The sequence below is a fragment of the Arthrobacter sp. AL05 genome (genome assembly GCF_029960715.1).
Classification (GTDB): Bacteria; Actinomycetota; Actinomycetes; order Actinomycetales; family Micrococcaceae; genus Arthrobacter.
The window spans coordinates 70,932-95,601 of sequence record NZ_JASBRC010000014.1 but is presented as its reverse complement, the minus strand read 5'-3'; the positions used below and the strand labels follow the sequence as shown (position 1 = coordinate 95,601).

The window sequence follows — 24,670 nt, the reverse complement described above, 5'->3', positions numbered from 1 at the left end:
TCTTCTTTTTGTCACCTATCCACGCCGCCTGTCACCAACGTCCGTGGTTATTACAACTAGACGCCGGGAACGGCCTCTTCCGCCACGGCGCTGGCCTCGGCGAACTGCGTCCGGTACAGCTCGGCGTAACGGCCATCGGCAGCCAGCAGCTTGGTGTGTGTGCCCCTTTCCACAATCCTGCCGTCCTCGACCACCAGGATGGCGTCGGCCGCCCGGATGGTCGACAGCCGGTGCGCGATCACAACGGCTGTTCTGCCCTCGAGCGCGGCACCCAGCGCCTCCTGGACCGCGGCCTCGTTTGTGGAGTCCAGGGCCGCGGTGGCTTCGTCCAGGATTACGACGCGCGGCTGGGCAATAAGCAGCCGGGCGATCGTGAGCCGCTGGCGTTCGCCGCCCGAGAGCCGGTAGCCGCGTTCGCCCACCACGGTATCCAGGCCGTCCGGGAGGGAACGGATCATGTCTTCGAGCCGGGCCTGCCGCAGCACGTCCCACATCAGCTCGTCGCTGGCTTCCGGGCGGGCCAGCCGCAGGTTGGACGCAATACTCTCGTGAAACAGGTGCCCGTCCTGGGTCACCATTCCGAGAGTCTGCCGCATGGAATCAAACGTGAGGTCACGGACGTCCACACCGGTGCCCGGGGCTGAGCCGCCAAAGCGCACGGCGCCGGAATCGACGTCGTACAGGCGCGACATTAGCTGCGCAATCGTGGACTTGCCGGCGCCCGAGGACCCAACAAGGGCAACGGTGTGCCCCGGCTCCACCCGGAAGCTGATCCCGTGCAGCACTTCTTCGCCGCCGCGGGTGTCGAGTGTGGACACATCCTCCAGAGATGCCAGGGAGACCTTGTCCGCGGCGGGATAAGAGAAGCGGACGTCATCGAACTCCACGGCGAGCGGACCGGCCGGGGACGACACCGCATCGGGTTTCTGCTGGATCAGCGGTTTGAGGTCCAGGATCTCAAAGACGCGCTCGAAGCTGACCAGGGCGCTCATGATCTCGACCCGGGCGTTGGAAAGTGCGGTGAGCGGAGCGTAAAGGCGGGTGAGCAGCAGGGCGAGCACCACGACGTCGCCCGCGGCAAGCTGCCCCTGCAGCGCCAGGAAGCCGCCGAGGCCGTAGACCAGTGCCAGGGCCAGGGCAGAGACGAGCGTCAAGGCAGTCACGAACGTAAACTGCAGCATGGCAGTGCGTACGCCGATGTCCCGGACCCGTCCCGCGCGGGACGCGAACTCGCGGGATTCCTCGTCGGGGCGGCCAAAAAGCTTCACCAGGGTAGCGCCCGGGGCGGAGAAGCGCTCCGTCATCTGGGTGCCCATCGAGGCGTTGTGCTCCGCCGCTTCTCGGCGCAGGTCGGCCAGCTTGGAGCCCATCCGGCGGGCCGGAATCAGGAAGATGGGCAGCAGGATCATGGCGAGCACTGTCACCAGCCAGGACTTCCCCAGCATCACCACCAGGGTCAAGACCAGGGCTACGACGTTGCTGACCACGCCGGACAGGGTACCGGCGAAGGCCGACTGGGCACCGATCACGTCGTTGTTCAGCCGGCTCACCAACGCCCCGGTACGGGTGCGTGTGAAGAAGGCGATCGGCATCTTCTGGACGTGGTCGAAGACCTTGGTGCGAAGGTCCACAATCACGCCTTCGCCGATGGTGGAGGACAGCCAGCGCGTGACCAGGCCCAATCCGGCCTCGGCAACCGCCACGATGGCGATCAGCACAGCCAGCCACACAACAGCCCCGGTAGCCGCGCCGGCGATTATCGCGTCAACCACCTGGCCTGCGAGGACCGGGGTGGCGACGGCCAACACGGCCATCACGACAGAGAGCAGCACAAAGGCAATCAGTCTGCGTTTGTGCGGTCGGGCGAAGCTGAACACACGCTTGAGCGTCTCCTTCGAAAACGGCTTGGAACCGCTCGAGGCGCGTGTGATGTTATAGAGGGAGCTCCAGGCTACCCGGTCCATGCTCATGTGTTTTTGCCTTTCGGGGCGGTGTGGCCCAGCAACGTCGTGACGACGCCGTTCTGCACGTTCCAGCGCGCGTCAAGGCGCACGTTTTCCAGCAGCCTGCGGTCGTGCGTGACCAGCAGCAGTGTGCCCGGATAGCTTTCCAGGGCTTCTTCGAGCTGTTCAATCGCGGGCAGGTCAAGGTGGTTGGTGGGCTCGTCGAGCACCAGCAGGTTCACGCCCCGCGCCTGCAGCAGGGCCAGCGCCGCCCGGGTTCGCTCCCCCGGCGACAACGAGTCCACCGGGCGCGCGGTGTGGTCGGCCTTGAGGCCGAACTTGGCCAGCAGGGTCCGGACTTCGGCCGGGGTCTGGTCCGGCAGTACCTCTTCGACTGCGTTTCCGAGCAGCAGCCCGCCGGCCAGCAGCCCGCGGGCCTGGTCAATCTCGCCGACGGCCACGGACGCGCCCATGGAAGCGTCACCGGAATCCGGCCGCTGGATGCCCAGCAGCAGGCGGAGCAGGGTGGACTTTCCGGCACCGTTGGGGCCGGTGATGCCGATCCGTTCCCCGGCGTTGAGCTGCAGATTCAGCGGGCCAAGGGTGAAGTCCCCCTGATGCACAACGGCGTCGCGGAGGGTCGCCACAACGCCGCTGGAGCGGGGGGCCACCCCGATGCTGAACTGCAGCTGCCATTCCTTGCGGGGCTCTTCGACTTCTTCGAGCCTGGCGATGCGGGATTCCATCTGCCGGACCTTCTGGCCCTGCTTTTCGGAGGATTCGGTGCTGGCGGCGCGCCGGATCTTGTCATTGTCCGGGTTTTTCTTCATGGCGTTCCGGACGCCCTGGGAGCTCCATTCGCGCTGCGTCCGGGCCCGGGAGACAAGATCGGCCTTGGTGTTGGCAAATTCGGTGTACCGTTCCCGGGCGTGCCGGCGGGCGACGGCGCGTTCCTCAAGGTAGGCCTCGTAGCCGCCGTCGTAGACCGCTACGGAGTTTTGCGCAAGGTCCAGTTCGACGATTGTGGTGACGCAGCGGGCGAGGAACTCACGGTCGTGGGAGACCAGCACCACACCGCCTCGCAGGTCCTGCACAAAGGCCTCGAGCTTGGCCAGTCCATTGAGGTCCAGGTCATTGGTGGGTTCGTCCAGGAGCACGATGTCGAAGCGGCTGAGCAACAGGCCCGCGAGCGCCACGCGCGCCGCCTGGCCGCCGGAGAGTCCGGTCATTTCGGCGTCCGGCCCCACCTCGAGGCCGAGGTCCGCCAAAACCGCCGGGATCCGGTCTTCCAGGTCCGCTGCACCGGAGGCCATCCAACGGTCGAAAGCCACGGAGTAGGCGTCGTCGGAGCCGGGCGCGCCGGAGCCAAGCGCTTCGGCGGTGGACTCCATCTCGAGGGTGGCCTGGGCGCAGCCGGTGCGGCGTGCGATGTAGCCGGCCACCGTTTCACCGGCGAGGCGTTCGTGTTCCTGCGGCAGCCAGCCCACGAACGCGTCTGCCGGGGCCAGGCTGACGGTTCCCTCCTGCGGCTCGTCCACGCCGGCAAGCAGCCGGAGCAGCGTGGACTTGCCCGCGCCGTTGGCGCCCACAACGCCGACGACGTCGCCCGGCGCGACGGTGAGTGAAAGTTTGGCGAACAGGGTCCGGTGGTCGTGTCCACCGGAAAGGTCCTTGGCAACAAGGGTTGCAGTCATTGATCCATTCTCTCACCGCGGCCCACGCCAGCCAGCCACCGGGCGGGGGTTATCGGGTTATTTGCGCTCGCCCGCCGGCGGGCAGAAAAAGAACCCGCTGGTCCGGACTTGGGGGGTGTACGGACCAGCGGGTTCGAGCATTTAGCATAGTTGAATCAGCATCTCCGGTAAAATCAATGCAGTCCCGCACCAGCGAACTCCAAAAAAACCGCCCTTTCATTCGACTCTGCAGGAAGCCATAGATGCCCCTACCCGCCAAGGCGTTTCAACTCTGGCTCCACGTCGTTGCTCCCACCGCCAGCACTGCCGATATCTGCAGGATTGCCGGGATCAAGCGGACCACGCTCGCCCAGCAATTGGTGCGCGGAAAGGTCGCGGAAACCACTCTCGTCAGCATCAGCCGGGCGTTGCAGCGCAGCCCCTTGGAAGACCTCAGCTCCTTCGACAGCTACGGCGAGCTGGCCGGGCGGCCGCGGCCGCCCACCGCTGCCGAACTGGTCAGCCAGATATCCACGATGGACTTGCTGCGCTCCGTCATTTCCCGCTCCGCTCCGGCGTACGGCGGGTACGGGGACGAGGGCAGCTCATTGACGCCCGCGCTGGTCCCGCCACCGCACGCCACCTCGGTCCGGAACTGGGTTGACGCGATCGACGACGGCGAATTGCGGCACCGGGTATCCGACGCTACCGGAGTGGCGCCGCAGAACTATTCGGCCCAGCTGACCGCCAACCGGCTCTCCCCGGAACTGGCGGTCGCGACTGCCCGCGCGGCCGGGGTAGGGTTCACCGGCGGTCTCGTCGCTACCGGCTTGATCACCGAGGCAGAAGCCGGCTGGGCCCCGCAAGCACGGCAGGGCGCGCTGGATGCCATCTCCGACGGCGAACTCACGGCGTTGGCCGGCGAGCGCCTGCAGTCCCTTGGCAGGACCCTGCGCCGCCAGGAACAGGAACACGAACAAACGAAAAAGATATGGGAGAACCTCGGATGATCGCGATGCTGCAGTGGACCACGCTGGCGGTCTGCGCTCTCGTCGCAATCGCCCGGATCCCGAGTGCGATCCGGGGGGAGAACAGATCGCTGTTCTTCGTCTACGCCTTTATGACGGCCGCCATCCTCCTGAGCATCGATGCACCGTATCTTGCAGTGGATATGGTTTTGGGTGGCATAAACGTTGCCAACCTGCTGCTGCGCTTTATCATCTTCGGCACCGTCTTCGCACTTGGACTCAGGATCTCCCGGGGATTCGGCGCGGACGACGCCCTCCGGTTGCTGACCGGCCTGCCCGGAATCGCGTTTGCTGCAGCCGCGTCGGTGGCGGTGGTTGTGGTGTTCCTGATGATGGATACGGTTGGTTCGTCGGCCGGATTGATCGCGGTCTACGACAAGGACGCCTACAACGCGGCACTTGTGGAAATCTACGGAGCCGCCGGACGGCTCTACCCGGCGTACATCACGCTGGCGCTCTTCCCTGCCATGGTCCGGGCGGTCCGCAGCAGCATGCCCGGTCTCGTGCGGCTCGGCGCTGCGTTGCTGGCCCTTGGTTCCGTAGCTATTACCCTGAGCCTGCTCTCGCCGGTGATTCCAGAGTCGCTGGCGTACCTGCGGTTCATCTTCAGCTATACCGCTATCTTGAGCCTCGTACTGGGGCTCGCCTTGATCTGGCTCTCGAAGATTGCGGCCCTGAAATCCAGGACAGTGCATCCCCGCTTGACTGGATGAGGGCCGGCGGGCCGGGCAACAGGCGCCGGCTCCGATGCCGCCACCTGCTGTTTACGATCGCCATGCGGTTCCTGGTAATCCGAGGAGCTTCAGACCAAATCTGGTAACGCTTAGGCAACATTACCTAAGAACTCCCGCCAGGCATTCACAAAATCATTAGATCGTGAAAGAATCATGAATGTGTGAAAGTGGCCCAACTTCGTGAACGGCAAGAATCCGTGCGGAGTGGATGTGGCCGCCAGCGCACCATTGGGGGGATGAGTGGTAGCGGTCCGAGTGGACCGCTCCCACTCAGCCTGCTTAACGCCCCATATCCGGGTGGACAGCCAATCTCAGGCCGAGCTCAGCGGGCAAACCTCAACGTCACGAGCTGGAAGGGCCGCAGCTCCAGGTCCGCCGTGTTTGCCCCCAGGCTCACACCCGGGGCAACCACCTGACGCTCCAGCAAGTCAACGCTCTGGACGCCGCGGGCAGGGAACCTGGCCGTCACGAGTCCCGCGGACCGCTCCCCCAGCGATTCATAGACCCGCACAACCACGTCGCCGGAACCATCCTCCGCAAGCTTCAGGGCTTCCACAACCAGGGCCCGGTTAGAGACAGTTATAAGCGGTTCCACGCCGTGCGCGCCCCGAAGAATCCGCGGTGCCAGATTCGTGCGGTAGCCCTCTTCGACGGCGTCGGCAATGGCGGCGCCGGGTCGGATGGTGACGTTGAGTTCGTGCCGGCCCCTGTCCGCCGTCGGGTCCGGAAACCTGGGCGCGCGCAGCAGCGAGAGCCGCACTGTGGTGGTCGTCCCGCCGTCGGACTCCCGGATGCTGCGGGTCACGTCATGGCCGTACGTCGACGAGTTGGATATGGCCACCCCGTAGCCCGGCTCCCCGACGTGAATCCAGCGGTGGGCGCAGACCTCGAATTTCGCGGCTTCCCAGGATGTGTTGAGGTGGGTCGCGCGGAAGACGTGCCCGAACTGGGTTTCCGACGCCGACCGGTCCGCGCGGACATCAAGCGCGAACCCGAGCTTGAGCAGCTTTTCGCTTTCCTGCCAGTCAACCGCCGTCGAAATTGCCAACGAACCGGCGCCCGCCGCCAGCGAGATCCGTTGCGTGACGGAGGAGGAACCGGCCAGCCGCTCAACCACAACGACGGCGTCCCGTGCCCCCCTCTCCAGTGTCACCGACAACGCTTCCGTCAGCGGCAGGACGTTCCGGCGGTAGAACGCGTCAATGTCCCAGGCATCCCATTCGTTGGGGGTGTCCCGGTGCAGCTCAAGGAGGTTTCCGAACTGCCCGGGAACAATCGCCTCCCGCCCGCTGGTATGGTCGACCAGCGATTCGAGCAGGCCGTCGGCGTTGATGACGGCGCGGATGATTCCGTTATCCAGGATGTAGCCGCCGGCGGTTTCGCCGGCCAGGACAGGCTCTCCGGCGAAGACTGGTTCTGCCGCAGCCAGCGCGGGGACACCGTGCCGCCCGTGCGGGGCGGCGTTGAGCAGGAAGTCAGTGTCCCCCGCTCCCAGCACGGCCGCGGCCGCGTCGGCGATGATCGATTCGAGTTGCCGGCCGACGGCGGCGTAGTTCCGTTCGGCGTCCTGGTGCACCCAGGCGATGGAGCTGCCGGGGAGGATGTCATGGAACTGCTGCAGGAGCACCAGCCGCCAGAGCCGCTTGAGTTCTGCCGCCGGATAGGTATTCCCCGCGCGGATTGCTGCCGTGGCGCACCAGAGTTCAGCTTCCCGCAGGAGATGTTCGCTGCGCCGGTTGCCCAGTTTCGTTTTGGCCTGGCTGGTGTACGTGCCGCGGTGCAGTTCCAGGTACATCTCGCCGACCCAGACGGGGAGCGCCTCGTACTCGGCCTGGGCGCGGGCGAAGAAGCCGGCAGCCGACCCGAGTTCCACCTTCGGTGATCCTTCAAGGTCCGCGGTGCGTCGGGCAGCTGCCAGCATCTCGCGGGTCGGCCCGCCGCCGCCGTCGCCGTAGCCGAAGGGAACCAGCGAAGTGGTTCCGTGGCCGTGGTCCCGGTAGTTCCGCTCGGCGTGGGCAAGTTCCCTGCCGCTGAGTTCGGAGTTGTAGCTGTCCACCGGCGGGAAATGCGTAAAGAGCCGGGTGCCGTCGATCCCTTCCCAGTTGAAGGTGTGGTGCGGCATGCGGTTGACCTGGTTCCAGGAGATTTTCTGGGTCAGGAACCACTTGCTGCCCGCGGCTTTGACGATCTGCGGCATGGCAGCTGAATAGCCGAAGGTATCCGGCAGCCAGGCTTCCTGGCAGTCGACCCCGAACTCGGCCAGGAAGAAGCTCTTGCCTTCCAGGAACTGGCGGGCCATCGACTCGCCGCCGGGCATGTTGGTGTCCGACTCCACCCACATGCCGCCGACGGGAACGAACTGGCCCGCGGCCACCTTTTCCCGGATCCGCCCAAACAGTTCCGGATACAGCTCTTTGATCCAGGCGAGTTGCTGGGCCGACGAGCAGGAGAACACAAACCCTGGATCCTCGTCCATAAGTGCCACCACGTTGGCGAAGGTGCGGGCGCATTTGCGGATGGTTTCCCGGACCGGCCAGAGCCAGGCGGAGTCGATGTGCGCGTGTCCGGTCGCCAGAAGCCGGTGGGCCGAGGCATAGGCAGGCCGGGCAAGGACGTCGGCCACGGCCGCGCGCCCGGCCGCCGCTGTGCCCGGCACGTCGTCGGGATCCATCACGTCCAGCATCCGTTCGAACGCACGCAGGATTTCGTGCCGGCGGGGCAGTTCCATCGGCAGTTCGTGCATCAGGCCCCTGAGGGTCCAGATGTCCTGCTGCAGCTCCCAGACGGTCTGGTTGAGTTCTGCGATGACGATCCTGCCGAGCCGGTACTGCGGTTCGCTGCCCGAGGTCGCCTTGTCCCCGTAAGGGGTCGCCGCGAACGTCCACCCCTGCGAGAGATCAGGGTTCGCGGCCGCTTCGACATAGAAGTCGATGGCCATGCCACTGCCCAAAAGCTTCAGCGGAATGTACTGGTTCCGCGGGGAGATGGCCTTGACGATGGTTCCGTCCGGCCGCCAGGCGATTCCCTCACACTGGAAGCCGGGAAGATCGCCGTTGAAGCCCAGATCCACAAGTACTTCCACCGAGGTGTCACCTGCCGTGCCCCAGGCATCGGGAACGTCCCCCTGCAGCCGCAGCCACTTGGTGCTCCAGGGCTTGCCCCAGGCCGCTCCGGGCTCCTGCGGCGTGAACCGCTGCCGGAGCGCCTCCAGGGCCGGGACGGGTTCGCCCGGGACGTCCCAGCTGCTGAGGTTAAGCGGCACGCTGCGCGGATGGACCGCCGGTGCTATCCGTTCGCGGACAAATCGGTCCAGACGGACTTCCGTGAGGCGGCGGTCGTCGTGCAATGTGTTCCTCTTTGCGCTGGCATGGAGGACGCCAAAATGCGTCCATTCGATGGATAAAATCTACGCCGCCGTGAGCCTCAAACCAAGCGGCCGCCGGCGCAGATTAGCCTCCCGTGTGTGCGTGTCCGTCCTCGCGGGCGGGCATACCCACCCTCTGGGCGCCCGAGTAGACGTTGAGCGAGGTGCGGCGGCTGAATCCGACAAGCGTTATGCCGCTGTTCTCGGCCAGTTCGACGGCCAGGCTCGACGGCGCGCTGACTGCTGCGAGGACGGGGATACCGGCGAGGGCGGCTTTTTGCACCAGTTCGAACGATGCCCGCCCGGAAACCTGCAGCACGGTCCCCCGCAGCGGCAGCAGTCCCTCCCGGAGGGCCCAGCCGACCACCTTGTCCACGGCGTTGTGGCGTCCCACGTCCTCACGCAGGCACAGGAGCTCTGCCGAGCCGTCCTCGGCGGTCCGGAACAGTCCGGCGGCGTGCACCCCGCCGGTGACGTCGAAGACGGCTTGGGCTTCCCGCAACTGATCCGGAAGTCCCGCAAGAGTAGCGACGGGAACCACCAGGGGGTCCTCGGCGGGGCTGAAATGTGAGGACTTGTGCACGGCCTCAATGGAGTCCGTGCCGCAAATGCCGCAGGAACTGGAGGTGTAGACGTTCCGTCCGGTGGCCGGGCGGACGACGTCGGGTCTCAGCTGGGCCTCCACAACGTTGAAGGTCTGGACGCCGTTTTCATCCTCCCCGGCACAAAACCGCAGCGAAACCAGCTGCTCATGGTTCCAGATGACCCCTTCGGAGACGAGGAAACCCGCCACGAGGTCAAAGTCGTTGCCCGGCGTCCGCATGGTGACGGAAAAGGACAGGCTGTCGATCCGGATCTCCAGCGGCTCTTCGACGGCGAGCACGTCTTCACGGTGACGGACCGGAAATTCGAGGGCCTGGGGGGATCCGTCCAGGACATATTTGTGCACCTTGCGGCGTTGCGTAACGCGGCCCATCAGGTCTTCCTAACCAACATAGTTCCATCATGGCAAGCGCCGGGCCGGGAGGCCAGCGCGTCTTCAACACCGGGCGTCAACCCAGCAGTTCACTCCAGTCCACGGGCCCGCCAGTGCCCACCGGCTTCCTGGCAGGCCGCCTGGGCGCAGGCTTGTCCTTCGCCGCGGCGGGGTCCGGCAGGGGTGCACCCCAGGGCAGCGCGAAGGCAGGAACGGTTTCCCCCAGCTGTGCGCCGTGCGGCGGGACCACCAGCACGCCGTCGGCGGCGGCCAGTCCGCGCATCATTCCCGGGCCGGTGTGCTGCGCCGGTGATGCCATGCCGTAGAGCAGCCGGAACGGCATCAGCCGGGTCCGGCCGGGGTCCGCTTCGAGGGTGGCGCCGCAGGGCACTGCCGTGACGGGCGGAACCGGCCGGTGCCCCAGCGCTGCCAGGAGCGGAGCGCCGATGGTTGATAGTGCCATCATGGCCGCCAGCGGGTTGCCCGGCAGCCCGATGATGAACCTGCCATCCGGCAGCTCGGCCAGCACGGCCGGATGTCCGGGTCGCATGGCGATCCCGTCGATCAGCAGGCGGCCGCCCAGCTCGGCCACCGAACGGCGCAGGTGGTCGGTCGCTGACATGCCGGTGCCGCCCGTGGTGATGACGACGTCGGCGGGCAGCAGCTCAGCGCCTGAGGACCCGTGGTGCAGCCCGGCAGCAGCCCCCGGGCTGTCCTCCGGTGGGTCGGTGTCTTCGAGTGCGCTGAGCCATTCGGTGTAGCTGTCGCCAATCTTCGTTTCGCCGGTACAGATCCCCCCGAGCATTTCCACCACGCCTGCCAGCTGGGGACCGAAGGTGTCGCGCACTTTCCCCGGCTCCGGAATCCCGGCTGCCAGCACCTCGGATCCGGTAAATACCAGCCGGACCACGGCTTTGCCCTGCACCGGGAGGCTGTCGTGGCCAGCCAGGGCGGCAAGGGCCAGGTGCGCAGGGTTGAGCAGGGTACCGCCCTTAATCAGCAGCGCGCCAGCGGCGGCTTCCTCCCCTGCTTTCCGGATGTGCTCGCCGTTTCGCGGCTCGCCGGGCTTCGCAGCTCCACCGAGCTTTAGGACCGGGAGCCCATCCTCGTCGGCAACAATGGTGCCGCTTTCGCTGCGCAGCACAGCCTTCGCCCCGGCCGGGATCAGCCCGCCGGTAACAATCGGGCTTGCTTGGTGCGGAGCCAGCCGCTGGCCTGGTTCGGCAAGGATCCACGGTCCGCTTCCATTGACGGACCAGCCATCCATGGCTGAGGACGCGTAATGCGGCATGTCCACGAGCGCTTCCACATCAGCGGCCAGGGTCCGCCCCAGAGCGGCACGGAGGGCCACGGGAGCGGCGGGGACGGGAGTTGCACAGGTGAAAGCGAGCTCCCGGGCTTCCTGCCAGGTGTGGGCCAAGTGCCGATGCGGCCCGGCTTGCGCCGCATCGGGCCTGACTGCTGGGCGTTCCGCGGCCTCACCGGCGTCCACCCCGGCCAGGGGGCCGCTGAGCCCGGGCTCGGGCACTTCCCCCGCGCCAACTGCACTGCCCCGCAGGGGTGCAGTGGTCATGCGTCGGATGCTTCGTTGGCTGCGTAGTCCTTGGCGAGTTTGCGGGCCACGCCCATCGCAGCCTGCATCGAGACGGCATCCGTGGCCTGGCCGGAACCGGAAGCCAGGCCCGCGGCAAAGCCGGCGATGAAGGTCGTTAGGGGGGCCGCAGGGCGCACCACTGAGTGCGCCGCGACCCCTGCCAGGGACAGAACCTCGTTGATGTCAATCCCGACGTCGTCCAGTTCCAGGGCCTGGAGCAGGGCGCGGCACCACTCTTCCAGAGTTTCATCCTGGCTTTTCACCGTTTGCCTCCAAGTTTGAATTCAGCCGGGGAGCCCGGGCCGGATGCCGGGTTGTCGGCTGTCGCGGGTATGGCCCCGGCCGGTCCGCTTACCCCTAACGCGGCGGCATCGCCCCATGTGTCCACATCGTCGGTAGACCCTTGGGGGACGTTGACTTCCCGCACCTCCAGCCTAGCAAGAAGGGCGAACACGGACGCGTTTTCGAGCGCGCCGCGCTGCGAAGCTTCCGCGGCGCAACGTAAAAGCACGGTTGTGCCATATAAGCCGACAAGTGGCTGCCGCCGACCCTCTGCTGAGACGGCCATCAGGCCGTCACCAGGCGGTGCTTCCGCCGCCGCGTCCAGCAGTGCCTGGACGGCGGCACCTGCCCCGGGCATGTCAACGGCCAGGACAAGGGTGTACGGGGTCCGGGGCCGGGCGCCGCGGCTGCGTTCCAGCGCAGCAAGGCCTTCGGCGACGGCGGCGGCCGGGCCGGCAAAGGGCGGGTCCTCGCGGCAGCGCACCACACCTCGGGGCAGCGGTCCCGGGTCGGGCCCGACGACGGCTACAGCCACCGCGCCCCGCGCAGAACGCAGGGCACCCGCCAGGAGGGTGGCGCCGTCGTGGATCAGTCCGGACTTGGGGACACCTCCGAGCCGGGACGATCGGCCCCCGGCGAGAATAACAGCATCGAATTCCACCGGCTCAGCCTAGCGCCCTCCAGGCCCGCCACCGAAGCCCCCGGCCGGGTCCGAGCCAACGCCGGCCGGATTCAGGCAGCGGATTCCGGCAGCAGGAAAGGGTCCCAGGCCGGTGTTGGTTTCTCCAGCTCTTTGATTTGCCAGATGGTGCCCCTCGGTGGTGCCGGGCTGAACCCGAGCTTCCAACCCATCTCCGCCGGGGTGTGGTCCCCTTTGGCGTTGTTGCACCGCAGGCAGGCAGCAACCAGGTTCTCCCAGGAATCCGCGCCACCCCTTGATTTGGGCTGGACATGGTCGATGGTGTGCGCGGCTTTGCCGCAATAGGCGCACCGGTGTCCGTCCCGGCGGAGCACACCGCGGCGGCTCACCGCCGCAGTGGTGTTGTACCGGGGCCTGATATAGCGGTGCAGCAGTATCACTGACGGCCGGCCCAGCACATCCTGCGGCCCAACCACAGGTTCGCCGCCTTCCGCCACTACGCTGGCTTTCCCGGTCAGCACAAGGACAAGCGCCCGGCGGAAGGTCACCACCGCCAGCGGCTCATATCCAGCATTAAGAACGAGAGTGCGCATCCGCATACCTCTTCACGGCCGCACCCGCCAGGGGCACGAGGGCCGGCTGCCCTGTGCATGGTCGGGCTATGGATCGACAAAACAAGAGTAAACACGGACATGGCAATTCGCCGAATCTTTTTTGCTCTCCCCTGCCCGTGTCGGCCGAAGTTCACGGATCGGCAACACAAAGGACCCCCGCCGTTTGGCGGGGGTCCTTAGGTGTTGCTAAAGCTGCTGTCTTAGCCGCCGACGCGGATGAAGACCGGGCCGGAGCCGACGTTGACCGTCTGCAGGGAGGTGGTTCCACCGTTCCAGCCGCCGTGAACGGCCATGCCGTTGCCGACGTAGACGGCGATGTGGGCCATGCCGGCGCCACCGTTCTGGTAGTAGGCAAGATCGCCCGGCTGTGCCTCGGCGGCGCTCACCGTGCGGCCGAGGGACAGGTAACCTGCCGGCCAGCCGTGGTAATTGATGCCTGCGGCAGCGAGCGCGTTCGTGGCCAGTGCGGTGCAGTCCTGGCTAACACCGAGCTGGGCATAAGCGGCAGCGGCAATCGTTGCGCCCATGCCGCTGGCGACGGCCGGCGCCTTGGAAACGGCTGCTACCGCGGTGCCGGTGGCGGCAGTTGCGGCGGCAGCTACCTGGGTACCGGCCGCTTTGGCAGCAGGCGCTTCCTGGACCTTCACAACGGGCTTCGGGGCCTCAACAACCGGAGCCGGGGTGGTGGTGACGGCCGGCTTCTCGAAGGAGATCGCGATAGTGGAAGCAGCCGAGATGGCAGCCGGGGTGCTCGACTGGACGTCGAGTGTGGAAGCGGAGGCGGATTCGCGCTGAACGTTGGCCTCAGCAGCATTGGCTGCGATACCGCTGGTCAGGACGAGGCCGGAAGCAGCAGCGATAACTGCGGCCTGGCGACCCATGCCGCCGGCGTTGCCGCCGACAGCCTTGGCAATGACGGCCAGCGAGTTGGTCCTGGTGACCTCGGCGCGATGCCGTGCGTTTGCACGAGTAGTCATTAAGTTCTCTCTTTCGTGTTCCTGGTCCGCGCTTTTAGGCGCGGGCTGAGGACGCTCCGGCATCTTGGGGGTACGCCGGATCGCCCCGAAAATGGGTTACTTAGCGAAGGGTGTACTGCGAAGACGCGCCAAAAGCGGCAACCGTGTGGCCTGCGGTCCGGGCACCGGCAAGGCCGGCGCGTTCATTGGATTCCAGCGGGCTCGAAAGAGCAGCGCAAGCGCGGTGAAGCGCGGAATTTTGGCGTGTATGCACGAAAGTAGCCTCTCCCAATGCCTGCGAGGTGAGCTGTCGGATTCGGATGGGAGTCACCCGGCCGCGCTGCTTCCTGGGAAGCTTTGCGACTTAACCCCAAGGCCTTCTTGCGAAGACCAAAATTGGTTCCCCCGCCCCTGCCAGACGATGTCATGCGAACGGACCTTGAGCGGTGGCAGAGCTAGGCAATCCACTCAAGAGCGCCAACTTCGAAAAAGTTGGCGTGGTTCAAACTTTACAGCAGTTGGACCCTAATGTCACATTCGGATCACGGCGTGTCCTCAGAATGCGAGAGTGTCCCCTCTATTTTCAGAGCCAACCGGTCGGGTCGACGACTTCGCCGTTGACCATAACCTCGAAGTGGAGGTGGCAGCCGGTGGAGGCGCCGGTGGTGCCGCTAAGAGCCACAACATCCCCGCGGGAGACCTGCTGCCCCACCTTCACGCTGGCGGAGGACAGATGGTTGTAGGTGGTCTCCAGGCCGTTGCCGTGGTCGATCACCACGCGGTTACCACCGCCGTAGGGGTGCCAGCCGGTGAATGTCACGGTGCCGCTCGCGGCAGCGTGGACTACGGTGCCGCACTGCGCCGAGTAGTCCTGCCCGCGGTGGAACTCGCCCGAGCCTCCGGTGATGGGGCTGACGCGGTAGCCAAACGGCGACGCCGTGACCATCTGGTCCAGCGGCGCCCCAAGGCTGCCTGCGGAGGCCGCCCGGGTGATCGAGCCAGCGGACTGTGCACTGAGCAACTGCTTGAGCTTTCCGTCCGGATCGCCCTTGGTGGTTACTGCCGTGCGGCTGAAGTCGATCTTGGCCGCTGCTGCTGTCACATCGGGCTGCACGGCTGCCGGGCTGGCTGCCGCGCCGGAGCCGGCGTCTGTGGCCAGAACAGGGCCAGTTGCGGGAACTGTGACGGTGAGGGCCAAGCCCGCAGCGGCCAGTGCAAGACCCGCCTTTTGGCCTACACCGCTGGCGGCGGCAAAATCTGTTACCTGGCGGAAGGGGCTGCGGCGGTCCCTGCGCGCGTCACGGTGCGCGTCACGCGGACGCTCTGCCGTCATGGCAGCGGCGGGACGCGGCTCCGAGGCAGGGCCGGTCGCACGGCGGCGGCCCTTGGCGGTCTGGGTGGTCAACAACGGTTCCTCTCTGGAGAGCCTGCGGAGTTAGCTGTCGGATTCGGGTCAGAGAGATCAACGACCCGGTCCGCCGTGGCAAGCAATCACGCGCAGGGGCATCCGATGGATTCCGTGTTTGTGGGTACTTGCCGCTGACGGTCTTCACCCCAAGGCCGCTAAACAGCCAAAAGTGGTTCCCCCGCCCCTGCCAGGAGATGATTCTGCGACTGTTCCGCTGGCAGGGCTCGGCTTCGGATCAGATAACGCTTTGATATCGGTACTAGTCTCCAACTATAGGCGATTAAGCCGTCCAGTGATAAATCCGTTATCAGCTTGTGGACAACTCGCGGACGGCCCCGGGTTGTCGCGGCAACCTCAGGAAGCGATGGTTACAAAGACGTGGGCAGCGACCTCAGGCGGTAATTCAAGGGCACCTTCGATGTCAGGAACGCGCACTGAAATGTACTCCCCCACGCGCTCCAGGGATACCAGGGCGCCGGGGCGGATGCCGCCCTCATCGAGCTGGACCAACAGCTCCGGCTCTACCTGGATGGGCTCGGCCAGCCGGTTGACCCTGACACTGGAATCAGGCCCATAGCCGGCCATGGCTTCGAGCAGATTCACGACGCCGTCAGGGTTGGGGTCGGCGGGCAGGCCGCCCAGTTCCGCCAGACCCGGGATCGGATTGCCATAGGGCGAGACGGTGGGATGGTTGAGAAGTTCGAAGATCCGCCGCTCCACCCGTTCGCTCATCACATGCTCCCAGCGGCACGCCTCCTCATGGACATAGGCCCAGTCGAGTCCGATGACGTCGGCCAGCAGCCGCTCGGCAAGCCGGTGCTTGCGCATGACTTCGATGGCGCGCTTGCGGCCAACGCCGGTCAGTTCAAGGTGGCGGTCTCCGGATACAACCACAAGCCCGTCGCGTTCCATCCGGCCTACGGTCTGGGAAACAGTGGGGCCGGAGTGGCGCAGCCGTTCGGCGATGCGGGCGCGAAGGGCGACGATGTTCTCTTCTTCAAGTTCCAGAATGGTCCGAAGATACATCTCGGTTGTATCGATCAGATCCGTCATTCAGCTCAGCTCCTCGAGCGCCGTCCTTGCGTGATTTCCACCGTACCGTGCGCTGCCGGCGACCTGGCGGGTTCCGCCGTACGTTCGCAGGCCAGCTTAGCCTAATTTGAGTTACTCCGGATAATCTCAATGACCGGACTGTGACGGTCCCTTTTGCCTCCCCCGCGGGACAGTCAGGCAGAATGAAACAACAGGCTCCGCCGCAGCCACCCTGCCGGGCCGTCACCCGAGCCACCCGTAGTACCAGCCGAAAATTGGAGCCACTGTGAGCGACACCAGCATCACGATTCCCGCAAACCTCCTTCCAAAGGACGGCCGGTTCGGCGCCGGGCCGTCCAAGGTCCGCCCGGAACAGATGGCAGCACTCGCCGCGGCGACAAAGCTGCTGGGCACCTCGCACCGCCAGGCGCCGGTCAAGAACCTGGTCGGGTCGGTCCGGAACGGGCTCAGCGCGTTCTTCCGCGCCCCTGAAGGCTATGAGGTCATCCTGGGCGTCGGCGGATCAACCGCGTTCTGGGATATTGCCAGCTTCGGCCTGGTGGAGAACAAGGCACAGCACTTGTCCTTTGGCGAGTTTGGCTCCAAGTTCGCTGCCGCCACCAACAAGGCACCGTTCCTGGCCGATTCCGCAATCATCAAGTCCGAGCCGGGCACCCGTCCGCATGCCCGGGCCGAAGCCGGCGTCGACGTTTACGCGTGGCCGCAGAATGAGACGTCCACCGGCGTCGCGGCTCCGGTGCGGCGCGTCGAAGGCGCCGATGAGGGTTCGCTCGTCCTGGTGGACGCAACGTCAGCTGCCGGCGGACTGGACGTCGACGTCGCGGAAGCGGATGTGTACTACTTCGCTCCGCAGAAGAACTTTGCTTCCGACGGCGGGCTTTGGCTTGGTTTGTTCTCCCCGGCCGCGCTGGAGCGTGCGGCCCGGATCAAGGCCGGCGGCCGCTGGATCCCGGACTTCCTGGACCTCCAAACCGCGATTGAGAACTCCAGGCTGAACCAGACCTACAACACGCCGGCGCTGGCAACCCTCGTTACCCTCGATGCCCAGGTGCAGTGGCTCAATATGAACGGCGGGCTGGACTTCGCCTCGGCACGGACCGCGGACTCAGCGGGACGGATCTACCGCTGGGCCGAGGACTCGGCGTTCGCCACCCCGTTTGTGGCAAGGCCAGAGGACCGCTCCAACGTCATTGCGACGATCGACTTCGACGACTCGGTCGATGCAGCCGCGATCGCCGGTGCGCTGCGCGCCAACGGCATTGTGGACACCGAACCGTACCGGAAACTGGGCCGTAACCAACTGCGCATCGCCACTTTCGTGGCCATCGAGCCGGACGATGTCTCGGCTCTGCTGGAATGCATCGACTATGTGGTGGGCGAACTGAAAAAGTAGTACCCCGAACCCAGCGGCGCCGCAGCGTCAGTGTTCGACGGCGCCGCCCGGGTTTTGACCCCGGGCTGCGCCGCCTGCCGGCGGCCCGCTGCCGCCGGGTCCAGCTTCCCTCCGCGTGCCTGCGGAGACGACACGGAAGTGGTTCAGCCCCCGGGCCCGGCGGTCGAACCGGAGCCGCAGCCTTTTGGCCCGGACGATCCACAACAGTCCGATCAGGGCAGCGACCAGTCCGGACGCCGCCGCGATACTCAGGGCCCAGCGCGGACCGGCAATGTTCGCCACCCAGCCCACGAACGGCGCCCCGATCGGCGTGCCGCCCATAAAGATGGCCATATAGAGCGCCATCACCCGGCCGCGCATCACCGGGTCTGTCGTGGTCTGCACATAGCCATTGGCGCTTGTCATCATCGTGATGGCGAAGAGCCCGACCGGTACCAGTGCCACTCCGAACCAGAAGTAGCTGGGGGCCAGCGCGGCGACGCCGGAGGTCACGCCAAAAGCGCCGGCCGCGCCGAAAATGAACCGCAGCCGGGGCTTCTTCCGGCCGGCTGACAGCAGCGCGCCGGCGACCGAGCCAATGGCCATAATGGAGTTCATCAGCCCGAAGGCGCTGGCATCCAGGCCGAATTCCGTTCCGACCATAGCCGCGATGAACAGCACGAAGTTCAGTCCCAGCGTGCCAACAATAAAGACCGCAACGAGCACCACCACAATGTCCGACCGGAACCGCACATAGCGCAGCCCTTCGCGGATCCGCCCCTTGCCGGCAGCCGCGCGGGGCAGCAGGCGCAGCGTCGTGGCGGGAATCTTCCACAGGCTCAGCAGCAGCGCCATAAAGGTCAGGGTGTTGATCATAAAGACCCAGCCCGGGCCGACCGCAACGGTGAGGACACCCGCCACCGCCGGTCCGATCATCCGGGCCACATTAAAGGAAGCGCTGTTGAGGGCCACCGCGTTGGGCAGATACTCATCGTGGACCAGTTCCGAGACGAAGGTCTGCCGCACCGGGGCGTCGAGGGCGGACACGACTCCCAGCAGCAGGGCGAACCCATAGACGTGCCATAGCTGCGCCGCACCGGAAATCACCAGGATGCCCAGCCCTGCACTTAGCAGTGCCATCGCGGACTGGGTCAGGATGAGCAGCTGTTTGCGGTGGTAACGGTCCGCCATCAGCCCGGCGACGGGAGCGAGGAAAAGCTGGGGTCCCAGTTGCAGGGCCATCGTGATGCCCATGGCGCTGGCGTCGTGCTCGGTCAGGTGGTCAAAAACGAGCCAGTCCTGGGCTGTGCGCTGCATCCAGGTCCCAATATTGGAGACGATCGCCCCGACGAACCAGATCCGGTAGTTCAGGATGTGCAGGGACTTGAAGGTGGACATCATGACCAGCCCTCACTGTGCAGCATCCCCGATTGTTCCAACCGCTAGTGCGCCTCTGCCTCAGGATGCTCGTCCGGGCCGTTACCTGCGGCATCGTCGGAGTCATCGCCGTCAGGGTCGCTGCCGTCAGAATCGCCGGCGCCGGCCACCGAGGCGTCTTCAAAACCGCCGGGGACCACTGCCACGTCAGAGCTGCGGGTGTCCTCGCGGGTTGCCGCCCGCGCCGGGGAGCCAGCTTCATCCGCGGCCTGCTCATCGCCCGGGCGGACGCGCTCGGCCCACGGGATCCACTCGGGCGGCAGGATTGAGTCCTCGGAAGGCAGCAGGCCCAGTTCGTCCACCGTGACAACCTTGGACCTGGAGTTCCTGGTGAGCACGGCGTACCACTGCCAGCCGCCGTAGCCGGCAAGCTTCGATTCGAAGAGGTGTGTGACCAGGCGGTCGCCTTCGCTTTTGGCCGCCAGGTGCCGGCCGACCTGTTCAGCGGGGGCGATGCCCTCAACGGCAGCGCGGGCAGCGTCGACAGCGGCGGCCAGGAAAGCATCAGGCTTACCGGTGCGCCACACGGGAACCCCGGCCCGCGGCTTGGTGCCTTCTTTGCTTCCGGCTTTTTTGTTCCCGGCGGCTGCCGGCGGGGTCCTAGTACTATCCGGAGTCATCGCCGCGCCCTACGCGTCCAGCTCGTCGGCAACCTTACGCAGGGCGACGGCGATCGCCTTGCCCTTGTTGCCTTCCGGGTACTTGCCCGCGGACAGTGTTCCGGACAAGTTGTCCAGAACACTGACAAGGTCCTGCACCAGCGGAGCAAGATCTTTTGCGCTGGGCCGCTTGGCCTTGGCGATGGACGGCGTTTTGTCCAGCACGCGCAGGCCCAGGGCCTGGGCGCCCTTACGGCCGTCAGCTACCCCGAATTCAACCCGGGTGCCGGCCTTGAGCTCGGTTACGCCCTCGGGCAGCGCCGACTTCGGCAGGAAGACTTCCTGGCCGTCCTCGCCCGCGAGGAATCCGAAGCCTTTTTCCTTGTCATACCACTTGACCTTGCCGGTAGGCACGTAATCAACCTTCTTCGTTCCGCTGGTGACACGGCCGGCGGCCACCGCGTCCGCATTGATATGCGGGTTTAGGGTGTGGCTGCCCGGACCGTGCTGGTCTGTTCCCCCAAGGTTATCCTGCCCAGTCCACTTTGCTTGGTTGGGGCGCGGGACAAGCAGGGCTGTTAGCGTTAGCCCCATGACTGAACTGCGTTTTCGGCGGCCGCTGCTGGTCATTGCTGCGGGTGCCGCCGTGCTCTCACTCACGGCCGTCGGCGTCGTGATGGTGATGGCCCTCAGCAGTGCAGTGCCGCCGGTGTGGGTCACCGCCACTGCCCTTTACGGACTTCCGGCTTCTTTCCTGCTGATGCTCCTGCTTGTGATCGAGTCCGTGGCAGCCCGGCGACGGTCCCGGGAACCGGACGGAAGGTAACGTTGCACTGATGTCCCTTATCCGCGCGCTTAGCAAGGAACTGCAGACACGCAGCGACGATTCGCTGCGTGCGTTGTTCGCCGCGCGGCCGGACCTTATCTCCCCCGGCGTGCCGGACTTTGCGGCCCTCGCGGCCCGCGCCAGCGGACGTGTCAGCGTACAGCGGGCCCTGGAGCGGCTCAACCGCCCGGAAATGCAGGTCCTCGAGACGTTGCACCTGTGCACAAATACGGACACCGGCCACAGCACCACGGCGCCTATGCTGAAGAAGCTCATCTATGGCTCCACCCTGGCCGCCCTTGAAAAGATCCTGCACTCACTCCAGGAACTGGCCCTCGTCCACCGCGCGGAACCGCCGCACGGCACCCCTCCGGTTGCCGGCGCGAAGCTGCGCTACTACCTGCCGGTGGGCAGCCTCAAGGACGTGATCGGAATCTACCCGGCCGGACTGGGCCGCAGCTACACCGAACTCGTGCGGCTTCAGCCCGCTTTCGCCCAGCGCGTGGTTCAGCTTGTCGGCGAGCTCCACCGCGACGGCGCCTCCATCTCCCCCGCGGCCACCCCGATGGAAGCTGCACTTTCGCTCCAGCACTGGACGGCCACTCCGGAGTGTCTCCGGCAGATCCTGCACGCCGCCCCGGAACGCACTGCGGCGCTGCTAGCCCGCTTCGGTAACTGGGCCATGGGCGCAGTTCCGCAAGCGCAACGGCGGGCGTCAGTGCTGCACGAGGCCGCCGGCGTCGGGCCGATTGACTGGCTCCTGGCCCGCGGACTGCTGGTCCCGTTGGACGCCGCGCATGTGGAACTCCCGCACAGCGTCGGGGTCGCCCTGCGTGGCGGCTACGTCATCGAGAAATTCGCGCTAGCCCCCCCGCTGCCGCGGTTGGGTTCCACCTCCGCCGCGCTGCGCCGGAACGCCGCCCTGGGCGCGATCGCCGAGACCCTGCGGCTGGTGGGTGAACTGCTGCACATCGTCCGCGAACAGCCACTGGTCACGCTGCGCAGCGGGGGCGTGGGCGTCCGGGAGCTCAAGCGGCTGGCGGATGCGCTGCGCACCGACATACACGACGCCGGGGTCCTGGCGGAGCTGTCCGCTCTGGCCGGCCTGATCCGGCTCGACGTGGATAGTTCCGCCTGGGTCCAGCCGGCGCAGCTGGAGTGGTTGACCCTTCCGCGGCAAGAGCAGTGGCTCTGGCTGGTCAACGCCTGGCTCGCCAGCGAACGTGCGCCCTCCCTTGTGGGCGAGCCCGTGAACGGCCAGACGGCAGTGCCGGCCGGACACCGCGGTATGGCCGGCGGCACCGTCAACGCGCTCTCGGCCGAGGCCCAGCGCCCGGACGCCCCGGTGGTCCGGAAGAGGATCCTGGAAATCATGGCGGAACTGACCCACGAGGCCGCTGTGGCGGACGGGAACGCCCCGGTCCTGGACGCCGCGGCAGTGTTGGAGCGGGCCGACTGGGCCCAGCCGCGGATGGCACGGCGTTTTAGCTCGCTGATCCGGGGGGTGCTGGCGGAGGCCGAAATGCTGGGCCTCATCGGCTCGGGCGCACTGAGCCAGATCGGGACGGCCATCGCGGCCGAACAGCCCGAGGAGGCGCTGGGGATCCTGGGCGAACACCTGCCGGCCGCCTTGAACCACGTCCTGCTCCAGGCCGACCTCACCGCAGTGGCCCCCGGCTACCTCGCACCGGAGCTGACCGGCAAGCTCCTCACAATGGCCGATGCCGAGGGCCAGGGGCCAGCCACGATCTACCGTTTCTCCGTCTCCTCGGTCCGGCGTGCCCTTGATTCGGGCCAAGACGCCCAGGCGCTCCTGGATTTCCTGGGCCTGCACTCGGCCACGGCGATCCCCCAACCACTGAAGTACCTGATCGAAGACACGGCCGCCCGGCACGCCAGGCTGCGGGTGGGCTCGGCTGCCAGCTTCATCCAGAGCGAGGACGAAACGGCCCTCCAGGAGCTGCTCAACGCTCCCGGTGCCGCCGGCCTTGGTTTGGTCAGGATTGCCCCCACAGTGCTGGTCTCGCACGCCGCGCCGCGGGAAACAGCTCAGCTGCTGCGGAACCTTGGGCTGTCGCCTGCGGTGGAGGAGGCGGGGCCCGGCGGAATCCGGCTGCGCCGCGCCACAGCTGCGCCCGGGATTGCGCGGCCCGTGTACAGCGCACCGCGCACCGCCCCCCCGGAGGCCGACGTCGACGCCCAGCTGGTGGTGCTTCGCCGCGAACGTCCCGCTGCGTCCACCCCCGGCGGCCCTGCTGCCGCAGCCCCCGGCAGCGAAGAAGCGACCCAGCTTGGCCTGGAGACCCTGCAGAAGGCGATCCGGCTCAAACAACGGGTGGTCATGAACGTGGTCGACGGGATGGGGAATGCGGTGCGCGAAACGGTTGTTCCGGTAGCCGTGGGCGGCGGACGGGTTCGGGTCTTCGATCCGGCACGGGAAACCGAACGTGTACTGTCCATCCACCGCATTATTGACGTCGAGGCCGCAGAGGAACTACTCCAGTGAATGACGGACCGCTGATCGTCCAGAGCGACAAAACGATCCTGCTCGAGGTGGACCACGAGCTTGCCACCGAGGCCCGCCACGCCATCGCCGCGTTCGCCGAGCTGGAACGTGCGCCCGAGCACATCCACAGCTACCGGCTCACGCCGCTGGGCCTCTGGAACGCCCGCGCGGCAGGCCTGGACGCCGAAAAAGTGCTGGACACCCTGCTGAAGTACTCCCGTTTCCCGGTTCCGCATTCCTTGTTGATCGACGTTGAAGAGACCATGTCGCGGTACGGCCGGCTGCGGCTGGAGAAGGACCCGCAGCACGGCCTCGTGATGCGCACCTCGGACTATCCGGTCCTGGAAGAGATCAGCCGTGCCAAGAAGATCGCCCCGCTGCTGGGCCCCAGGATCGATGGCGAGACTGTTGTGGTGCACTCCTCCCAGCGCGGGCAGCTGAAACAGCTGCTGCTCAAGATCGGCTGGCCGGCCGAGGATCTCGCAGGCTACGTCGATGGCACCCCGCACCCGATCTTGCTCAACGAAACCGGATGGAAGCTGCGCCCGTACCAGCAGCTGGCGATGGAGAACTTCTGGGCCGGCGGCAGCGGCGTGGTCGTACTGCCGTGCGGAGCCGGCAAAACCCTCGTTGGTGCCGCTGCGATGGCCACCAGCTCCACCACAACGCTGATCCTGGTGACCAACACCGTCTCCGCCCGGCAGTGGAAGGACGAGCTGCTCAAGCGGACCTCCCTGACCGAGGAGGAGATCGGCGAGTACTCGGGCTCCGTCAAGGAAGTCCGCCCGGTCACAATCGCCACCTACCAGGTACTGACCACCAAACGCGGCGGGCTCTACTCCCATTTGGAACTCCTGGACGGCAACGACTGGGGGCTGATCATCTACGACGAGGTCCACCTGCTGCCGGCCCCGATCTTCCGGATGACAGCGGACCTGCAGGCTCGGCGCAGGCTCGGCCTCACCGCCACCCTGATCCGCGAGGACGGCCGGGAGGGCGAAGTCTTCAGCCTGATCGGCCCTAAGCGCTATGACGCGCCGTGGAAGGATATCGAGGCGCAGGGGTACATCGCACCGGCCGACTGCGTGGAGGTTCGGATCGACCTGCCGCGGGACGAACGCGTAGCTTACGCGATGGCCGAGGAGGCGGATAAGTACCGGCTCTGCGCGACGTCCGAGTCCAAGACTGTGGTGGTGGAACGGCTCGTAGCGGAGCATGCCGGCGAGCAGTTGCTGGTGATCGGCCAGTACATCGACCAGTTGGATGAGATCGGCGAGCGCCTGCAGGCACCGGTGATCAAGGGTGACACGTCCGTGAAGGAACGCCAGAAGCTCTTTGACGCTTTTCGGGCCGGCGAGGTGCAGACCCTTGTGGTGTCCAAGGTCGCCAATTTCTCCATCGACCTGCCGGAGGCTTCGGTGGCGATCCAGGTGTCGGGTTCCTTCGGTTCCCGGCAGGAGGAGGCCCAGCGACTTGGCCGGCTGCTGCGTCCCAAGAAGGACGGCCGCGCCGCACGCTTCTACTCCCTCGTGGCCAGGGACACCCTGGACCAGGAGTTCGCGGCCAAGCGCCAGCGCTTCCTCGCCGAGCAGGGCTATGCCTACCGGATCATGGACGCCAAGGACGTGGGCAGCAGCTCCGCCTCCGACTGATCCGGGTACCGCC

General features: G+C 66.4%; 20 protein-coding genes and 2 riboswitches. Of the genes, 6 read left to right on the top strand and 14 right to left on the bottom strand.

The window, feature by feature from the left end; translation table 11 throughout:
• Positions 1–56: 56 nt before the first annotated feature.
• Both QK287_RS15725 and QK287_RS15720 read right to left on the bottom strand, forming a co-directional pair.
• Positions 57–1,970 (bottom strand): ABC transporter ATP-binding protein, encoded by a 1,914-nt coding sequence (locus QK287_RS15725; RefSeq protein ID WP_226776396.1) that lies wholly within the window; start codon positions 1,968–1,970, stop codon positions 57–59.
• Complete coding sequence (locus tag QK287_RS15720) at positions 1,967–3,637, bottom strand: ABC-F family ATP-binding cassette domain-containing protein (protein ID WP_282360698.1); 1,671 nt, start codon at positions 3,635–3,637, stop codon at positions 1,967–1,969. Before QK287_RS15720 ends, QK287_RS15725 begins: the two co-directional genes overlap by 4 nt.
• Positions 3,638–3,879: 242 nt before the next feature.
• On the opposite strand from QK287_RS15720, the gene QK287_RS15715 reads away from it, so the two are divergent.
• Positions 3,880–4,626: a hypothetical protein gene (locus QK287_RS15715; RefSeq protein WP_226776394.1), complete on the top strand. Its 747-nt coding sequence runs from the start codon at positions 3,880–3,882 to the stop codon at positions 4,624–4,626.
• Entirely contained in the window at positions 4,608–5,357 is a 750-nt protein-coding gene (locus QK287_RS15710) for a hypothetical protein (protein ID WP_348774717.1), read from the top strand. The genes QK287_RS15715 and QK287_RS15710 overlap by 19 nt, the downstream gene beginning before the upstream one ends.
• Positions 5,358–5,700: 343 nt before the next feature.
• Here the strand turns inward: QK287_RS15710 and QK287_RS15705 are convergent, their stop codons facing one another.
• The 9 genes from QK287_RS15705 to QK287_RS15665 form a co-directional block, all read right to left on the bottom strand.
• Positions 5,701–8,724 carry a glycoside hydrolase family 38 C-terminal domain-containing protein gene (locus QK287_RS15705; protein WP_282360697.1) on the bottom strand — a complete coding sequence of 1,008 codons (3,024 nt, stop codon included), beginning with the start codon at positions 8,722–8,724 and terminating at the stop codon, positions 5,701–5,703.
• A 103-nt stretch (positions 8,725–8,827) separates the two neighbouring features.
• On the bottom strand, positions 8,828–9,718 hold the full coding sequence (gene fdhD / locus QK287_RS15700) for a formate dehydrogenase accessory sulfurtransferase FdhD (protein WP_282360696.1): 891 nt from the start codon (positions 9,716–9,718) through the stop codon (positions 8,828–8,830).
• A 76-nt stretch (positions 9,719–9,794) separates the two neighbouring features.
• Positions 9,795–11,291 carry a molybdopterin-binding protein gene (locus QK287_RS15695; protein ID WP_282360695.1) on the bottom strand — a complete coding sequence of 499 codons (1,497 nt, stop codon included), beginning with the start codon at positions 11,289–11,291 and terminating at the stop codon, positions 9,795–9,797.
• Entirely contained in the window at positions 11,288–11,575 is a 288-nt protein-coding gene (locus QK287_RS15690) for a DUF6457 domain-containing protein (RefSeq protein ID WP_282360694.1), read from the bottom strand. The genes QK287_RS15695 and QK287_RS15690 overlap by 4 nt, the downstream gene beginning before the upstream one ends.
• Entirely contained in the window at positions 11,572–12,255 is a 684-nt protein-coding gene (locus tag QK287_RS15685) for an NTP transferase domain-containing protein (protein WP_282360693.1), read from the bottom strand. The genes QK287_RS15690 and QK287_RS15685 overlap by 4 nt, the downstream gene beginning before the upstream one ends.
• Positions 12,256–12,326: 71 nt before the next feature.
• The gene (locus tag QK287_RS15680; protein WP_282360692.1) at positions 12,327–12,827 is read right to left on the bottom strand and encodes an HNH endonuclease; all 501 of its coding nucleotides are present in this window, start codon (positions 12,825–12,827) and stop codon (positions 12,327–12,329) included.
• Positions 12,828–13,048: 221 nt separating this feature from the next.
• Complete coding sequence (locus QK287_RS15675; protein WP_282360691.1) at positions 13,049–13,825, bottom strand: NlpC/P60 family protein; 777 nt, start codon at positions 13,823–13,825, stop codon at positions 13,049–13,051.
• Positions 13,826–14,082: 257 nt separating this feature from the next.
• Positions 14,083–14,241: riboswitch (cyclic di-AMP (ydaO/yuaA leader) on the bottom strand.
• Positions 14,242–14,387: 146 nt separating this feature from the next.
• Complete coding sequence (locus QK287_RS15670) at positions 14,388–15,209, bottom strand: M23 family metallopeptidase (RefSeq protein ID WP_282360689.1); 822 nt, start codon at positions 15,207–15,209, stop codon at positions 14,388–14,390.
• A 4-nt stretch (positions 15,210–15,213) separates the two neighbouring features.
• A riboswitch (cyclic di-AMP (ydaO/yuaA leader) is annotated at positions 15,214–15,452 on the bottom strand.
• A 114-nt stretch (positions 15,453–15,566) separates the two neighbouring features.
• Positions 15,567–16,265: a metal-dependent transcriptional regulator gene (locus QK287_RS15665; protein ID WP_282360688.1), complete on the bottom strand. Its 699-nt coding sequence runs from the start codon at positions 16,263–16,265 to the stop codon at positions 15,567–15,569.
• Between the two features lie 265 nt (positions 16,266–16,530).
• On the opposite strand from QK287_RS15665, the gene serC reads away from it, so the two are divergent.
• On the top strand, positions 16,531–17,658 hold the full coding sequence (gene serC / locus QK287_RS15660; protein ID WP_282360687.1) for a phosphoserine transaminase: 1,128 nt from the start codon (positions 16,531–16,533) through the stop codon (positions 17,656–17,658).
• 27 nt (positions 17,659–17,685) lie between these two features.
• Here serC and QK287_RS15655 read toward each other — a convergent pair whose 3' ends face one another.
• Genes QK287_RS15655 through QK287_RS15645 form a run of 3 tightly spaced genes read right to left on the bottom strand, consistent with a single transcriptional unit; the run spans position 17,686 to position 20,087 of the window.
• Positions 17,686–19,035 (bottom strand): MFS transporter, encoded by a 1,350-nt coding sequence (locus tag QK287_RS15655; RefSeq protein WP_282360701.1) that lies wholly within the window; start codon positions 19,033–19,035, stop codon positions 17,686–17,688.
• A gap of 44 nt (positions 19,036–19,079) precedes the next feature.
• Positions 19,080–19,694: a DUF3027 domain-containing protein gene (locus QK287_RS15650; protein WP_226776383.1), complete on the bottom strand. Its 615-nt coding sequence runs from the start codon at positions 19,692–19,694 to the stop codon at positions 19,080–19,082.
• Between the two features lie 9 nt (positions 19,695–19,703).
• On the bottom strand, positions 19,704–20,087 hold the full coding sequence (locus QK287_RS15645) for a cold shock domain-containing protein (protein ID WP_024366560.1): 384 nt from the start codon (positions 20,085–20,087) through the stop codon (positions 19,704–19,706).
• A gap of 178 nt (positions 20,088–20,265) precedes the next feature.
• On the opposite strand from QK287_RS15645, the gene QK287_RS15640 reads away from it, so the two are divergent.
• The 3 genes from QK287_RS15640 to QK287_RS15630 are packed head-to-tail and all read left to right on the top strand — an operon-like array spanning position 20,266 to position 24,657.
• Entirely contained in the window at positions 20,266–20,499 is a 234-nt protein-coding gene (locus tag QK287_RS15640; RefSeq protein WP_226776382.1) for a hypothetical protein, read from the top strand.
• A gap of 10 nt (positions 20,500–20,509) precedes the next feature.
• Positions 20,510–23,005: a helicase-associated domain-containing protein gene (locus QK287_RS15635; RefSeq protein WP_282360683.1), complete on the top strand. Its 2,496-nt coding sequence runs from the start codon at positions 20,510–20,512 to the stop codon at positions 23,003–23,005.
• The gene (locus QK287_RS15630) at positions 23,002–24,657 is read left to right on the top strand and encodes a DNA repair helicase XPB (RefSeq protein WP_226776380.1); all 1,656 of its coding nucleotides are present in this window, start codon (positions 23,002–23,004) and stop codon (positions 24,655–24,657) included. Before QK287_RS15635 ends, QK287_RS15630 begins: the two co-directional genes overlap by 4 nt.
• Positions 24,658–24,670 lie beyond the last annotated feature (13 nt).